The organism is Pseudomonas sp. H1_A03, assembly GCF_054685145.1.
On sequence record NZ_CP162829.1, the window covers coordinates 2104899 to 2119027 of the forward strand.

At 54.7% G+C, this 14129-nt stretch carries 16 protein-coding genes and 1 tRNA gene; 2 read left to right on the forward strand and 15 right to left on the reverse strand.

The window, feature by feature from the left end:
* The first annotated feature begins 1 nt into the window (after nucleotide 1).
* Nucleotides 2-790: a type III secretion system export apparatus subunit SctT gene (gene sctT, locus AB4O35_RS09585; protein ID WP_065879664.1), complete on the forward strand. Its 789-nt coding sequence runs from the start codon at nucleotides 2-4 to the stop codon at nucleotides 788-790.
* Nucleotides 787-1884, forward strand: coding sequence for a type III secretion system export apparatus subunit SctU (gene sctU, locus AB4O35_RS09590; RefSeq protein WP_065879663.1), 1098 nt, complete (start codon nucleotides 787-789; stop codon nucleotides 1882-1884). Before sctT ends, sctU begins: the two co-directional genes overlap by 4 nt.
* Here the strand turns inward: sctU and AB4O35_RS09595 are convergent, their stop codons facing one another.
* The 15 genes from AB4O35_RS09595 to ispE all read right to left on the reverse strand — a co-directional run bounded on the left by AB4O35_RS09595 (nucleotide 1885) and on the right by ispE (nucleotide 14109).
* Nucleotides 1885-2223 carry a transcriptional regulator gene (locus AB4O35_RS09595; protein ID WP_065879662.1) on the reverse strand — a complete coding sequence of 113 codons (339 nt, stop codon included), beginning with the start codon at nucleotides 2221-2223 and terminating at the stop codon, nucleotides 1885-1887. It lies immediately after the preceding gene.
* Between the two features lie 11 nt (nucleotides 2224-2234).
* Nucleotides 2235-2438, reverse strand: a complete 204-nt coding sequence (gene hrpT, locus AB4O35_RS09600) for an HrpT family type III secretion system protein (protein ID WP_065879661.1) — start codon at nucleotides 2436-2438, stop codon at nucleotides 2235-2237.
* Nucleotides 2435-4480, reverse strand: coding sequence for a type III secretion system outer membrane ring subunit SctC (gene sctC, locus AB4O35_RS09605; RefSeq protein ID WP_371915022.1), 2046 nt, complete (start codon nucleotides 4478-4480; stop codon nucleotides 2435-2437). Before sctC ends, hrpT begins: the two co-directional genes overlap by 4 nt.
* A 104-nt stretch (nucleotides 4481-4584) precedes the next feature.
* A complete protein-coding gene (locus AB4O35_RS09610; RefSeq protein WP_083207171.1) occupies nucleotides 4585-4977 on the reverse strand; it encodes a type III secretion protein in 393 nt (130 codons plus the stop codon).
* A gap of 1 nt (nucleotide 4978) precedes the next feature.
* Nucleotides 4979-5206 (reverse strand): hypothetical protein, encoded by a 228-nt coding sequence (locus tag AB4O35_RS09615; protein WP_065875209.1) that lies wholly within the window; start codon nucleotides 5204-5206, stop codon nucleotides 4979-4981.
* A 119-nt stretch (nucleotides 5207-5325) separates the two neighbouring features.
* Nucleotides 5326-5895 carry a type III secretion system stator protein SctL gene (sctL, locus tag AB4O35_RS09620; protein WP_065875208.1) on the reverse strand — a complete coding sequence of 190 codons (570 nt, stop codon included), beginning with the start codon at nucleotides 5893-5895 and terminating at the stop codon, nucleotides 5326-5328.
* Nucleotides 5896-6478: 583 nt separating this feature from the next.
* Nucleotides 6479-7264 (reverse strand): type III secretion system inner membrane ring lipoprotein SctJ, encoded by a 786-nt coding sequence (gene sctJ, locus AB4O35_RS09625; protein ID WP_065875206.1) that lies wholly within the window; start codon nucleotides 7262-7264, stop codon nucleotides 6479-6481.
* 6 nt (nucleotides 7265-7270) lie between these two features.
* Nucleotides 7271-7630: an EscI/YscI/HrpB family type III secretion system inner rod protein gene (locus AB4O35_RS09630; RefSeq protein WP_225930677.1), complete on the reverse strand. Its 360-nt coding sequence runs from the start codon at nucleotides 7628-7630 to the stop codon at nucleotides 7271-7273.
* 614 nt (nucleotides 7631-8244) lie between these two features.
* Nucleotides 8245-9168 carry a sigma 54-interacting transcriptional regulator gene (locus AB4O35_RS09635; RefSeq protein WP_065875205.1) on the reverse strand — a complete coding sequence of 308 codons (924 nt, stop codon included), beginning with the start codon at nucleotides 9166-9168 and terminating at the stop codon, nucleotides 8245-8247.
* A 417-nt stretch (nucleotides 9169-9585) separates the two neighbouring features.
* Nucleotides 9586-10686 (reverse strand): redox-regulated ATPase YchF, encoded by a 1101-nt coding sequence (gene ychF / locus AB4O35_RS09640; protein WP_065946194.1) that lies wholly within the window; start codon nucleotides 10684-10686, stop codon nucleotides 9586-9588.
* 21 nt (nucleotides 10687-10707) lie between these two features.
* On the reverse strand, nucleotides 10708-11292 hold the full coding sequence (gene pth / locus AB4O35_RS09645) for an aminoacyl-tRNA hydrolase (protein ID WP_017529915.1): 585 nt from the start codon (nucleotides 11290-11292) through the stop codon (nucleotides 10708-10710).
* Nucleotides 11293-11460: 168 nt separating this feature from the next.
* A complete protein-coding gene (locus AB4O35_RS09650) occupies nucleotides 11461-12066 on the reverse strand; it encodes a 50S ribosomal protein L25/general stress protein Ctc (protein ID WP_065875203.1) in 606 nt (201 codons plus the stop codon).
* Between the two features lie 139 nt (nucleotides 12067-12205).
* On the reverse strand, nucleotides 12206-13147 hold the full coding sequence (locus tag AB4O35_RS09655; RefSeq protein WP_003208392.1) for a ribose-phosphate pyrophosphokinase: 942 nt from the start codon (nucleotides 13145-13147) through the stop codon (nucleotides 12206-12208).
* A 46-nt stretch (nucleotides 13148-13193) separates the two neighbouring features.
* Nucleotides 13194-13268, reverse strand: a tRNA-Gln gene (locus AB4O35_RS09660).
* 37 nt (nucleotides 13269-13305) lie between these two features.
* The gene (gene ispE / locus AB4O35_RS09665) at nucleotides 13306-14109 is read right to left on the reverse strand and encodes a 4-(cytidine 5'-diphospho)-2-C-methyl-D-erythritol kinase (protein WP_189683732.1); all 804 of its coding nucleotides are present in this window, start codon (nucleotides 14107-14109) and stop codon (nucleotides 13306-13308) included.
* Nucleotides 14110-14129 lie beyond the last annotated feature (20 nt).

Consider the following 14129-nt stretch of genomic DNA (forward strand, 5'->3'; position numbering starts at 1 on the left):
CGTGCTGCTCTATCTCGAATTTCTGCCCAGCCTGGTGATTGGCATGGCGCGTATCTACCCCTGCGGCATCCTGGTAGCGGCGTTTTGCTTTCAACATATACGCGGCATGCCACGGCACACCATTGTGATGGTCATGGCACTGCTGCCCGCGCCGGGTATCCATGCGGCATTGGCAGGCCAGGACCACTCCGCAATCATGCTCAGTGCTTTGGTGTTCAAGGAGCTGGCCTTGGGGTTTTTACTGGGGGTGTTGCTGGCAATGCCCTTCTGGATGTTCGAGTCGGTGGGGGCGCTGCTGGATAACCAGCGCGGAGCCTTGGCGGGGGGCCAGCTCAACCCTTCGCTGGGGCCGGATGCGACACCGATTGGGCACCTGTTCAAGCAACTGGCGGTGTTTCTGCTGATGGCGAGCCTCGGGTTGGGTACCTTGACCCAGGTGATCTGGGACAGTTACCTGATCTGGCCTCCCACCGCGTGGTTTCCGCTACCGGCGGTGAACGGCATGGGCGTATTCGTCGGCCTGCTGGGCGATACCTTCACGCATATGATGCTCTACGCCGCGCCATTTATTGCGGTGTTGCTGTTACTGGAATTCGGCATCGCGCTGCTGGGGGTCTACAGCCAACAGTTACAAGTGAGCACGCTTGCGCCACCGGTCAAATGCCTGGCAGGTATCGGTATTTTGTTGCTGTACTTTGCACTGCTGCAGGACCTGATCGTCGGGCGCATGAGCCTGCTGGGCGACTTGAAACACTCACTCGGTCTCTTGATAAAGGTCGCGATCCCATGAGTGATTCAGGCGAAAAAAAACACCCGGCCTCAGCCAAAAAACTGCGTGACCAACGCAAGAAAGGCCAGGTCGCCCAAAGCCAGGATGTCGCAAAGTTACTGGTGCTGACCGCCATCAGCGAGATTGCCTTGTTCACCGCCGAGACCAGCCTGCAACGCTTCCAGCAATTGATGCTCTTGCCGATGTCACGCCTGACTCAACCCTTTGCGCGAGCACTGGAAGAAGTGCTGTTCGAGGGTTTGGTGGTGTTTTTCTCATTTGCTCTGTTGATGGTCGGGGTGGCGATTGCCGCCAAGCTCATCAGCAGTTGGATGCAGTTCGGGTTGCTGTTTGCTCCGGAGACCCTGAAGCTGGATTTCAACCGCCTCAACCCGATCAGCCAAATCAAGCAAATGTTCTCAGCCCAGCAATTGATGAACCTATTGATGAGCGTTGCGAAAGCAATTCTTATCGCTTTGATTTTGTACGTGGTGATCCGACCCTCATTGGGCACGCTGATCAACCTGGCCACCAGCGATCTGCAAAGTTACATCCTGGCGTTGATTGCGCTGTTTCGTCACCTGCTGCATGCCTGCCTGGGCATGCTGCTGGTGCTGGCGCTTATCGACCTGGTGATGGTCAAGCACTTCTTTGCCAAGCGCATGCGCATGACCCAAGTGGAGGTCGTCAAAGAGTACAAGGACATGGAAGGTGACCCTCACGTAAAGGGGCAGCGACGGGCACTGGCGCATCAGATGGCTCAGGAAGAACCAAAGGTCAAGCTGCCCAAGCTGGAAGAGGCCGATATGCTGGTGGTCAACCCGACTCACTTTGCCGTGGCCCTTTACTACCGGCCCGGTAAAACGGCGCTGCCCCTGCTGGTCAGCAAGGGCACAGATGACGACGCGCGCAAATTGATCCGGCGCGCCAAGGCGGCCGATGTGCCGGTGATCCAGTGCGTCTGGCTGGCCCGCACGCTCTACACGAAAAAACTGGGAGCCAGCATACCCCGCGAAACCTTGCAGGCTGTGGCGCTGATTTACCGTACCTTGCGCGAACTCGATGATGAAGCCAAGCGCGAAACCCTGGAACTGCCGGAGCTCGAGCAGCGCTGATCACCTGTCCAAGGCTTGCAGATTGGCCAGCGACAGCATTCGGCTGAGGATCCTGTCGAGGGTGGCGTTCGTTGCCGGCAATGCATGCCAGATCACCAAATGGCCTTTGGCGTCGAGGTAGATAAAACAGCCATCGAACGCCACCGCCTGTTCAAAACGTCGCTCCAACGCTCGCTGCAATTGCCCGGCCTGCAACGCTTCGCGAGCGACTTGCAGGGCCAGCCCTGGGCGATTTCCGGCGGGCAGTGTGCACACCTTGATACCGGGCGCGAGGGACAAGTGAGCGGCAGCGCCGCTCACCAGATTTTCCAAAAATACCTGGCGCTTATAGTCGGGCATTTCCTGAGACCTCATCGTTCCAGCGACACAGTCTGGTAATCCGCCCGCTCACCGGCGGGGCCAGGTTCGACGCGCATCTGCGGCGGCCACCAGATCACCATCTTGTCCTTGGTCGATTGCGGGCGTGAGCACGAATCACCTTTGCAGGTGGGCGTACAGCCGGTGATGAGCACCGCTGCGCCGATCAGGGTTATGCACAAAAGTCTAAGTTTCATGGCGTAGCCTTTTTATCGGAAGTGATCAAGGACGGACGGGGCACACTGATATGTTCATCCTTCAACACGGGGCGCATGGCGATAAATACCTCGGCTTCTTCACCTGGCTTGAGCCAGGCACGTGGCCATACGGTGACCGCGAGGGTCTGCGAGTTGCTGCATTCCTTTTCATCGATACGCACGTTGCGCTTGAACTGGTTGCGCAACACCACGACCGCCACGTTGTATTCCGGGCCGGCGTACCACTGGCTGCGTTCGGTATTCAATGCCAGCAAGTCTCGGGTGCTGCACAAGGTGTTCAGCCCCAGAGGCATCGGCGCGGTTTTGAACGCCTTGGGCACTTCCCCGCTGACGAGGCGTGCCAGGGTGCCGATGATGTCACTGCGCTTGATCACCGGCTCATGGGGGGAGTAGCGCCTGGCCAGTGGTGTGAGAGCGGCTTGTAGCTCGGCCTGGTCGGCTTGCGGCAAGTAGCGGGACGGGTCGTCCTGGTCGCCGATAACGCGTGGTGTGAGGATAAACAAGCGCTCACGCCGATTATTCTGGCGTTCGGTCGATGAAAACAGCGCCTTGCCCAACAGTGGAATATCCCCCAGCAGGGGGATCTTTTTTTGCCTGTCAGAACTTTCAGTGACGTGGAAACCGCCGACCACCAGCGAGCGCTTTTCCTCCATGACGGCCTGGGTACTGACCTTGCCCCGGCGCACGTCCAAGTGATTGGGGTCGGGGTTGGTCTCGTCGAAATTGCCATCCTCAATATCCACTGCCAAATGGATCTGGTGAACGCCGCGGCTGGTGGTGACCCTGGGTACGACCTGAAAGCTGGTGCCCACGGTGACCGGTAAGATAGTTGCGTATTCGCTGCCGGGGGTCAGGTATTGGGTGCGGTTGAAGTCAATCACCGCGGGTTGGTTTTCCAGGGTGAGCACCGAGGGGTTTGAGACCATGGTTGCCAGCCCTTTGGCTTCCAGCGCGCGGATATCTGCGTAGAAACGATCACGGTTCTCGATCGATAACTGCGACGAGGTGCCGGGTGCCATGTTCACGCCACCCCGGAAACGACTGTTCTGGAAGCCCCAGTTCACCCCGAATTCGCGCAATTGCGTGCGCTCGATATCCAGAATGATCGCATCGATTTCGATCAGCTTGCGCGCGACGTCAAGTTGCGTGATCAACTCACGGTACATGGCCTGGCGTTCCGGCAAGTCGTAGATCAGCACCGCGTTGTTGCGCAGATCGGCTTCGACGCGTATCCGGCTGTTGGAGACGGGCGCGCGCGGGGTCAATGCGGGGGCTGCGTCGAACTGACCGCTATTGCCATTTGCACCGAGCATTTGGCCTAGCAATGGGTTACCCAGCCGAGGGATGTTGGGGGGGAGCGGGGCAGGCTGGGACGTCGGGCGCTGGCTCAGTCCAGTGAGCGCAGGAGCAGAACGTGGTTCCAGCAGCCCCCGCAGAATAGTGGCGACGCCAGGTACGGTGAGCTTCTCTCCGCGATAATCCACATGACGGTCCGCCGCGCTGGCGAACTTCAGCGGGTAACTCAGCACGCTCTGCTTCTCATCCGGCGAGCGGCGCTGACTGCTGAACTGCTTGATCTGATCGATATAGCGCTTGGGGCCGGAGACGAGTACCACGCCGTCTTCGGGCAACTCGCCCCAACCGAAACGGCTGTCGAGCAATCCGATATCGGTCAGCGCCTGCTTGAGGTCGGCAATCGTTTCCGAGGAAACTTCCAGGCGCGCGGACTCCTGCTGGTCCAGTGTGCTGATGAAGAGGGTGTTGTTGTAGAGGTACCACTGAAAACGGTGCTCGACGCCCAGCCTGTCCAGCATGGATTGCGGGGTATTCGCGCGGATCTTGCCGTTGACGTCGCCTTCCAGCAGGCCCTCGATTTGCAATTGCGTGCCGAAGGTCTGGGCGAAGTCTTCGAGCACTTCCCGTAGAGGTTTGTGTTCGGCCTCATAGGCGTAGGCGGTGTTTTTCCATTCGGGTGGAATGGCAGCAAGTGTGGTCTCCATTGGGCTAAGCAACCAAGGCATCACTATCAAGCAACCCCAACGGGCTCGTTTTGATGGTGCACCAGATGAGTCCGTTTGCAAGTACTCAGGCTTGAAAGGTGGTGAATACATGGAGAGTTCTCTGATTAGTGCGTCATTGATCGTAGCAAGGTGGGAGTCACGCTCTTGCGGGGGCGGGAAAGGCGTGCGGCAACAGCTCGCCAGGTGTCGCGTTGGTTGAGCAGGGCTTCGAGAGAATCGATCAGGGTTTGTTCGCCTTGATCTGCGTGCAGACACTGGATTAGCCAGAGCGCACCATTGGTGGGTGCTTGAGCGAGCGCGCCGTGGAAGCGATTCAGGCTCGCGCCTCCCAGCCGTATCCATGTTTGCAGTTGCGAGTTATCGGGTGCTTGGCGGGTCAGTTGGACACTTAAGTGCAAAGTGCAAGCATGACGTTGCAAGACTATTTCAAAATCGTCTTCGGACAAGCTAATTTGTTTTTCGCCGCTGTTAAACCATTTAATAAGTAAACTGTTCAATTTACTGAAAGCTATCAAATGTCGTTTTGTACATCATGTGGGTGGCACGGCCATGTTCATGCTGTGCCAACTGAGTGTAAAAAGTATCCCTCGATAATTTTCCGAATATCGCTGAGAGTTCGCTTAGGTCACCAGGATCTTGCATGGCGTCGTCCATGGCATTGTCAAACTGTTTCTTGACAGCGTTTCGACTGCTTAAAAGTTGCGGTGCTAATTTATAGAAGTCCATATTTTCTTTCCTGATGTGTTTGCTGATGCTGTGGTTGTGGCTTTCCTCCAGTGATCAGTTCCTTTTTTATACGACTTTGAAAAAAATCTTACGTGAGTTTGTTTTTTTGACTACGCGCTCTAATGTTGTCCAAGCGCTTCAAGCATTGAACTCCAGCTGATACGGAAGTCTCCCTCATCTGTTTTAAGCACTAGCGTTTGAGGCTCGACAGTTTCGTCAGGTTGAAGCTTCCAGAGCGTGGACCTCTGGTGGGCGAAGCATCGTTTTACGATCTCTGTTTCAAGGGGATGGCAGAGTAGTGTCGCGCTGACTTCTGGGAGCTGAACCGCTATAAGATGCCTGAGCAGAGCTGCCAGACGTTTCGGTTCTGCGGTATCGTCAAGCAGTCTGTTGATGGCTTGATTGACGACTGAGGTGGCGTACCTTTCCAAGTCGTCGCACATTCTCTGACGTTCACTTTCCCAGCGCTTGAACTGGGCGTCCGCGCGTTGCCATATTTCAAACGCAGCCCTCTCCAGCATTGCTTCACGTTCTTCATTAGCTTCAGTCAGCAGCTTATTGGCTTGTGCCGTGGCGTGGCTCAGTAGTTGGCTGCCCTGCGAGAAGTCAGCAAGCGTCTGGCGCGAGATGAGGGTTTGCGCCAACTCAAGGTTGTCCTTTTGAACTTCAATTGTGCGTCGGCAGAACATCGCTATGCTCCTTGCTCGTTCGAGTCAGAATGAGTGTTAACGCGTGCCATGGTCGTAGCACGCCAAACGAACGCTTGCCAGAGTGTGTCCAGGCGGCCGTGTCCACTTTCAAGTGGAGAATATTTTTTCTCCATCTCAAGCACGCGTTCATAGGGGAAACGCAGTCTTAGACGCTGCCAAATGGCGGGCTCAACCCAGTTATGGAGCAGTTGCAGCGGATCATCGTTGGGTAACAGTATGTCCGGAGGAAGGGCCCTGGAAAGACGCATGCACCACAGCTGATGATCTTTGCTCAACGGGGTTACTGGCACAGGATTGAACGTACAGTGAATCAGCAAGAGTATTAAGTTGAGCTGCTCGGACGAGGCAAGAACCAGTCGAAGTAGAGTGGGAGTAGGGGGCGGGGGCAAGCAGGGAGCGATACCAACAGCGTTGAGGTTCATTGAAATGCCATTGCGATAAAGCGTTTCTATGGCCGCGTACTTATCGACAGATCTCCAGTCTTCGTGGGCGTATCGCCATGGGAGCGCCCACCACTGAGCCCACGTCAAACCCTCTTTAATCAGGTCGTCGTTACCAGGCATCATGAGGCTGAATGGTCAACTGGCAGTGGCGCCAAGAATGCTTGCTGTCGCTTATGGCGTAAGAACAATAGGGTAGAAGCCGCTAGCACTAAGCCGATCAGCAAGGACGTAACGCTGACTTGCCAGAATCCGATGTCACTCTCGGGGACGAGAAACGGACCGAAGTAAGCCATATGTTGCTGTTCCTGATACGCGGTCGCTGGCACGAATATCACGGTGAGCTTTTGCGGATTGTCCACGGCTGAAGTCATACCGGGGAGGCTGCTCGCCACGAGTCTGCGAACACGTGCCCGGATGTGGTCGGGGTCGAGACGTGCATCGTGCTTTATAAAGACTGAAGCCGAGGCGGGCTGGACCGGTTCGCCTGGGGCTATGCGTTCGGGGAGTACCACATGCACTCGAGCGACAATGACACCGTCAACGTTGGATAAGGTGGATTCAAGCTCTTGTGATAGGGCATAGATGTAGCGAGCACGCTCTTCAAGGGGCGTTGAAATAACGCCTTCCTTGCGAAACGTATCGCCTAGCGTGGTTCGCGCCAATCTGGGTAGGCCTGCCGCTTCGAGCGTGCGTACTGCGCGCCCAATGTCTCGCGCATCGACAGCAACGACAACGCCATCTTTGGCTGCGACTTTTTGGGCGCGAATATTTTTGTCTGCAAGTTCTGCAATGACTTCATTTGCTTCTTGTTCGGTCAGTTTGCTGTGGAGTTCGACACGGTCGCCGCAACCGTTCAGCACAAATGTCAGGAACACGAGCAACACTACGGGCAGAAAATGATTCATACCTACCTACTGCAAATTACAAATCTTGTCGATACATTGGGTTGTTTTGCCAAGGCTCTTCACCAGGATTTGCGACTGAAACAACGCATTGGACAGTTGGTTCGGGAATTTGCCGAGCAGTTCTTCATTGCCCTTCTTGCTTATACCCTTCAGGGTCTTTTTGAGTTGGTCTGTTGTACTAGAAAGCTCTGAGGACGCGACAGTTAATATATTTGAGTTTTGCAAGAGGGCAGTAATCGGCTGGCTTGAGTGTGCAAGTGCCGATTTGAAGAAGTCCACATCCGAATGGGATGCCAGAGAGGCGAGGTCTGCCTCATTAGCGGCGAAACCACTACGCGTTGATCTTACAGCTTCTGTAGTTTTCATAGAGAGCCTGGCGTATGAAGAGTGATGGATTGGCGCCCGTCCGGCGATCAGGAGTAAACGTTGTCTGTTTATCGTTTATTGCCATCTCCCCGACCATGAGTCGGGGAGATGAGCTTTATTAGTTTCGCGCTTGAATGGTGGCTTTGTCGTATGAATCTTTTTTTGCGTCATTCATGTCTTTAGCGGCTATAAGTTGGTCCTCTTTGGCTCGCTGCTTTTCTCCCTCCATTTGAGTGTCAGCGTTTTGGTATGCGTTATATCCGCTGTACGGCGAATTGCTGGAACTTGGAATCATAGGTATATCTCCAATTTTCAATTTGAGTGTTCGCATCACGTGGGCCGATATTCGGATGTCAGGAGTACATGGTCATCCGTCTAGGACCACAAAATGAGTGGTGCTCGAAATTAATTAGTTCCAGATATTTACACCATGGCATTTCAAAATATTGCACGGTCTTCCAGCTTTGCTCTCGATGTAATACTTGCACAATGTTGCGGCATCTTTTTGAACAATCATGGCTTTCATGTATAGTTCTTGGCGAGCGTAAACGCGCCGTTTAGAGTGTGTCATTGTTGGTGGAAAGTCATGGTTTTCAGTGGATGAGCCTGCGGCCTTAACTCAATAATATGTCCAGTTGTTTCATTCGGTAATATAGCGTCCGCTTGGCCACTCCCAATTCCTTCGCTGCGCCATCCACACAGTGAGCGTTGCGGTGTAGAGATTCCTCGATCAGTACTTTTTCGATTTGTTGCATTCGCTCTTTAAGACTCGACTTGATTCGCGGAATGCCCACCTCAGCCGCCGCCAGGGGCGTCAAGCCCAATACAAAGCGTTTAGCCGTAGAGCGTAGTTCGCGCACATTGCCCTGCCATGAATGGCATAGCAGTTGCTGGAGTAGTTCGCTGGAGGGGCAGGGAGTAGTGCAGTGATAGTAGGCGGCTTCCTGCCGAGTCATGTTCAGAAATAAAGGGATGATGCGTTCGCGCCGATGACGCAGTGGGGGAAGACTAATATTGACAACATTAAGGCGGAAATACAGGTCCCGTCTGAACCTACCTTGCTCGACCATCTCATGCAGTGATTGTTGGGCGGACGCGATGACACGCATGTCCACCGGTATGAACCGGGTTGAGCCCAAGCGCTCAACACCCCGCGACTCCAGCGCCCGTAACAGCTTGGCTTGCAATGCGAGTGGCATGCTATCGATCTCGTCCAAGTACAAGGTGCCCAGGTGTGCGGCCTCGATGACGCCTGCTCGTGACTGTACTGCACCGGTGTACGCGCCGCTATTGACGCCGAACAGTTGGCTTTCGGCCAAGCTTTCCGGGATGGCGGCACAGTTAACCGCAATGAAGTTTCCCTTGCGGTGGGAGAGGTAGTGGATGTGTTGTGCCAGTGTATCTTTACCGGTACCTGTTTCTCCCAGCAAGAGAATATCTATATCAAGAGTGGCGGTATTGTTTATAGTTGTTTGGATGCTCGGGCAATCAGGAAAGGTTATATCTGTTATGAGCCTGTTCTGGCTAATCGTCGACATAGCAATTTGCTCCAATGCAGAGGCCGCTTTCAGAGGGCTATCTCCCTATGTTCTTAGTTAATCAGGATTTTTTTATGTTGTCATGATGGGGGCAAAACTTTGGGGGAGGTGAAGTGTGTAATTTGAAAAAATTAAAAAATTACAAGTGTTGATTTGTGTTTTTTTTTAAGTTTTGCGTAAGAGAAATCTTAAAATTATAGTAAGTAGTTTTTAGCGGCTTGGTATTTTTCTGAGTGCCGTAATTAGTTATAAGTTTTTTGTGTTTTTAAAGTGTTAGAGCAAGTTTCACGCTCAGGAATTTTGTCATTTTATCTAGCAGTTTCAAATTTCCCGACATTCGAGTTCGTTCAAGCGCCCACAAAAAAGCCGATGCAATGCATCGGCTTTTTTTAGCTCGGTATAAACCGCAGGCAGCACTTACACGTTGAAACGGAAGTGCATCACATCGCCATCTTTAACGATGTATTCCTTACCTTCCAAGCGCCACTTACCGGCTTCCTTGGTACCGGCTTCGCCCTTGTACTGGATGAAGTCGTTGTAGGCGATCACTTCGGCGCGGATGAAGCCCTTCTCGAAGTCGGTGTGGATCACGCCGGCAGCCTGTGGCGCGGTGGCGCCGACTTTGACGGTCCAGGCGCGGACTTCTTCGACACCGGCGGTGAAGTAAGTCTGCAGGTGCAGCATTTCGTAGCCAGCGCGGATCACTCGGTTCAGGCCAGGCTCTTCCAGGCCCAGGGCCTCGAGGAACATGTCTTTTTCTTCGCCGTCATCCAGCTCGGCGATTTCTGCTTCGATCTTGTTGCACACCGGAACCACGATCGCGCCTTCTTCGTCGGCAATGGCCTTGACCACGTCCAGCAGCGGGTTGTTCTCGAAGCCGTCTTCAGCAACGTTGGCGATGTACATCACAGGCTTGGTCGTCAGCAAATGGAAGCCCTTGATCATCGCTTTTTCGTCGGTGCTCATGTTCTTCATCAGGCTGCGCGCAGGCTTGCCTTCGGTGAAGTGAGCAATCAACTGCTCCAGCAGGCCTTTCTGGACCACTGCGTCCTTGTCGCCGCCCTTGGCGTTACGCGCGACTTTTTGCAGTTGCTTTTCGCAGCTGTCGAGGTCGGCGAAGATCAGTTCCAGGTCGATGATCTCGATGTCACGCTTCGGGTCAACGCTGTTGGAGACGTGAATCACGTTCTCGTCTTCGAAGCAGCGGACCACGTGGGCGATCGCATCGGTTTCGCGGATGTTGGCCAGGAACTTGTTACCCAGGCCTTCACCTTTCGACGCACCGGCTACCAGGCCGGCGATGTCGACGAATTCCATGGTGGTCGGCAGGATGCGCTTGGGATTGACGATGGCCGCCAATGCCGCCAGGCGCGGGTCCGGCATAGCCACGATGCCGCTGTTGGGCTCGATGGTGCAGAAGGGGAAGTTCTCCGCTGCAATACCGGACTTGGTCAGGGCGTTGAACAGGGTGGATTTGCCGACGTTGGGCAGGCCGACGATGCCGCAATTGAATCCCATGGTGTTTCCCCTCGGTAAGAGTCAAGCCTTCTGGCTGTGCAGGTTTTTCATCGCGCGGTTCCATTCACCGGCGAAGATATCCGGCAGCACGCCGAGGGCAAAATCGATGCTGGCATCGAGTTTTTCCTGTTCGGCGCGTGGCGCACGACCCAGGACGAAATTTGAAACCATACTGGCAACGCCTGGGTGGCCAATGCCGAGCCGCAGACGGTAGAAATTATTCTGATTACCCAGCTGCGCGATGATGTCGCGCAGGCCATTGTGCCCGCCATGCCCGCCGCCGAGCTTGAGCTTGGCAACGCCGGGTGGCAGGTCCAGTTCGTCATGGGCCACCAGGATTTCCTCGGGTTTGATCCGGAAGAAGCCCGCAAGCGCCGCGACAGACTGGCCGCTGCGGTTCATGTAGGTGGTGGGAATCAGCAGACGAACATCCTGACCCTGATGCGAGAAGCGCCCGGTCAGGCCAAAATATTTGCGATCGGCCGCAAGGTTTACACCTTGTGCGTGGGCGATGCGCTCAACAAAAAGGGCCCCCGCGTTATGCCGGGTCTGTTCGTATTCGGCGCCTGGATTTCCCAGGCCAACGATCAGTTTAATGGCAGTCACGACAGGGGCCCTTCCTTTGGAGTTGTGGATAACATCGCCGCAACCTGGTTGCGGCGAAAGTGGACGACAGAAGCTAACTTATCCAGAGATAAACTTCGCGTTATCGCCCGCTTTCTCGCTACGTTTCGGTCCGCGATGTTTCCTCAAGCTCCGACGTTACAGAGCAAATTACTCTGCAGCGGTTTCGCCTTCTTCATCTTCTGCTACTACACGTGGCGCGTGGACGTTGGCAACAGCCTTGTCGTCGTCGTGAGCCAGTGCTACGAACTCAACGCCTTTAGGGGCTTTGAGGTCGGACAGGTGGATGATGGTGCCGATTTCAGCAGCCGACAGGTCGACTTCGATGAACTCAGGCAGGTCTTTCGGCAGGCAGCTTACTTCCAGCTCGGTGGCGGTGTGGGAAACAACGCCGCCTTTCTTGACTGGAGCTTCTTCACCGATGAAGTGCACAGGCACGATAGCGGTCAGCTTTTGACCGGCTACAACGCGGATGAAGTCAGCGTGCAGCACGTGGCCTTTGGCTGGGTGGCGTTGCAGAGCCTTGATGATGACGTTCTGCTTTTTGCCACCGACGTTCAGCTCGATGATGTGGCTGTAGGCCGCATCGTTTTCGAGCAGTTTGGCAATTTCTTTAGCCAACATGCTGATGGATTCAGGGGCTTTTTCGCCACCGTAAACTACAGCTGGAACCAGGCTTGCGAGACGACGCAGGCGGCGGCTCGCACCTTTCCCCAGGTCGGAACGCACTTCAGCATTCAGAGTAAAATCGTTCATGTTGTATCTCCAAAATAACCACATTCGCCCCAGCGTTTGCGACCAGCGCTAAAGGCGATATGGGCAAAAAAAGCCCCGCCCCAACAGTATGCTGGGGCGGGGCGCTTTTCGTCAGTGAGGTGTACCGAAGGTTTGACCCTTAACGGAACATCGCGCTGATCGATTCTTCGTTGCTGATACGGCGAACCGCTTCGGCAACTACCGGTGCGATATCCAGTTGACGGATACGCGAACAGGCTTGAGCAGCAGCGGACAACGGGATGGTGTTAGTCACCACCAGTTCGTCCAGCATGGAATTCTCGATGTTCTCGATCGCTCGGCCCGACAGCACAGGGTGTGTGCAGTAGGCGAAGACTTTAGCTGCACCGTGCTCTTTCAAGGCTTTGGCCGCGTGGCACAGGGTGCCGGCGGTGTCGACCATGTCATCAACCAGAATACAGGTACGCCCTTCGACATCACCGATGATATGCATCACTTCAGAGTGATTGGCTTTCTCGCGGCGTTTGTCGATGATCCCGAGGTCAACGCCCAGGGATTTGGCAACAGCCCGTGCGCGCACGACGCCACCAATGTCCGGGGACACGATCATCAGGTTTTCAAAGCGCTGGTCTTCAATGTCATCCACCAATACTGGGGAGCCGTAGATGTTATCTACCGGAATATCGAAGAACCCCTGGATTTGGTCAGCGTGCAGGTCAACCGTGAGAACACGGTCGATACCTACCACGGTCAGCATGTCAGCAACGACTTTCGCGCTGATAGCCACACGTGCGGAACGCGGACGGCGATCCTGACGGGCATAACCAAAGTAAGGGATTACAGCTGTGATTCGAGTCGCTGAGGAGCGGCGGAAGGCATCAGCCATCACGACGAGTTCCATCAGGTTATCGTTGGTCGGAGCGCAGGTCGGCTGAATAATGAAGACGTCTTTACCGCGGACATTTTCATTGATCTCGGCTGTAATTTCGCCGTCGGAGAATTTACCGACAGAGATGTCACCGAGAGGGATATGCAGCTGACGTACGACACGTCGAGCCAGATCGGGGTTGGCGTTCCCCGTAAAGACCATCATCTTGGACACGCGCAGTACCTAGAGGCTGAGGGTAACCTGGATGAGTATAGGAAAATGGCAGGGGCGGCTGGATTCGAACCAACGCATGGCAGGATCAAAACCTGCTGCCTTACCGCTTGGCGACGCCCCTGTATCTGTTGCAACGAGTGCCTAACACTCGATTCCTTTTAGAGCAGACTTTGCAGCTTGCGATGCAACATCGAAACGTTGCTTCCTTTTGCTACAAACCCTGTAAGGGTCTCTGTAAGAAGGGCCGAGACTTTATCAGCTTCAGCTTTGCTTGGGAAGCCCCCAAACACACAACTTCCAGTTCCGGTTAATTTTGCTTCGGTAAATTTACCTAACAAATTCAAAGCGTTACGTACCTCTGGATAACGCCTTGCTACAACCGGTAAGCAGTCATTTCGACTGTTTCCCTTGGGAACGGGGCGCACTTTAATGGGAGGAGAGTTACGTGTCAACAGCGGATCTGAAAAAATTTCTGCTGTACTTACAGATACTTGCGGAACAAGCACAACGTACCACGGCTCTTCGGGGTATTCCGGGCTGAGTTTCTCCCCCACACCCTCGGCGAAAGCCGCGTGCCCGCGCACGAAAACCGGGACATCAGCACCCAGCGTCAAACCCAGCGCAGCCAGGCGATCATGGTCCCAACCCAGTTGCCACAAATGATTCAGGCCCAGCAATGTGGTTGCGGCATTCGAGCTGCCGCCACCGATACCACCGCCCATGGGCAGGATTTTATCGATCCAGATATCGATGCCGAGCGGGCAGCCGGATTGTTCCTTTATTTTTTTGGCGGCCTTCACAATCAGGTTGCTGTCGTGAGGAACGCCGTCGAACTCGGTGTGCAACTGGATCACGCCGTCGTCGCGCACGGCAAAAGTCAGCTCATCGCCGTAGTCGAGAAATTGAAACAGCGTCTGCAACTCGTGATAACCGTCTTCGCGGCGACCCAGAATATGCAGCATCAAATTGAGTTTGGCCGGGG

Bases quoted from the DNA above. Each gene is read 5' to 3' on its own strand.
- sctU (WP_065879663.1), top strand. From the start codon at position 787: ATGAGTGATTCAGGCGAAAAAAAACACCCGGCCTCAGCCAAAAAACTG.
- AB4O35_RS09595 (WP_065879662.1), bottom strand. From the start codon at position 2,223: ATGCCCGACTATAAGCGCCAGGTATTTTTGGAAAATCTGGTGAGCGGC.
- hrpT (WP_065879661.1), bottom strand. From the start codon at position 2,438: ATGAAACTTAGACTTTTGTGCATAACCCTGATCGGCGCAGCGGTGCTC.
- sctC (WP_371915022.1), bottom strand. From the start codon at position 4,480: ATGCCTTGGTTGCTTAGCCCAATGGAGACCACACTTGCTGCCATTCCA.
- AB4O35_RS09615 (WP_065875209.1), bottom strand. From the start codon at position 5,206: ATGGACTTCTATAAATTAGCACCGCAACTTTTAAGCAGTCGAAACGCT.
- sctL (WP_065875208.1), bottom strand. From the start codon at position 5,895: ATGTTCTGCCGACGCACAATTGAAGTTCAAAAGGACAACCTTGAGTTG.
- sctJ (WP_065875206.1), bottom strand. From the start codon at position 7,264: ATGAATCATTTTCTGCCCGTAGTGTTGCTCGTGTTCCTGACATTTGTG.
- AB4O35_RS09630 (WP_225930677.1), bottom strand. From the start codon at position 7,630: ATGAAAACTACAGAAGCTGTAAGATCAACGCGTAGTGGTTTCGCCGCT.
- AB4O35_RS09635 (WP_065875205.1), bottom strand. From the start codon at position 9,168: ATGTCGACGATTAGCCAGAACAGGCTCATAACAGATATAACCTTTCCT.
- ychF (WP_065946194.1), bottom strand. From the start codon at position 10,686: ATGGGATTCAATTGCGGCATCGTCGGCCTGCCCAACGTCGGCAAATCC.
- AB4O35_RS09650 (WP_065875203.1), bottom strand. From the start codon at position 12,066: ATGAACGATTTTACTCTGAATGCTGAAGTGCGTTCCGACCTGGGGAAA.
- ispE (WP_189683732.1), bottom strand. From the start codon at position 14,109: ATGCTGCATATTCTGGGTCGCCGCGAAGACGGTTATCACGAGTTGCAG.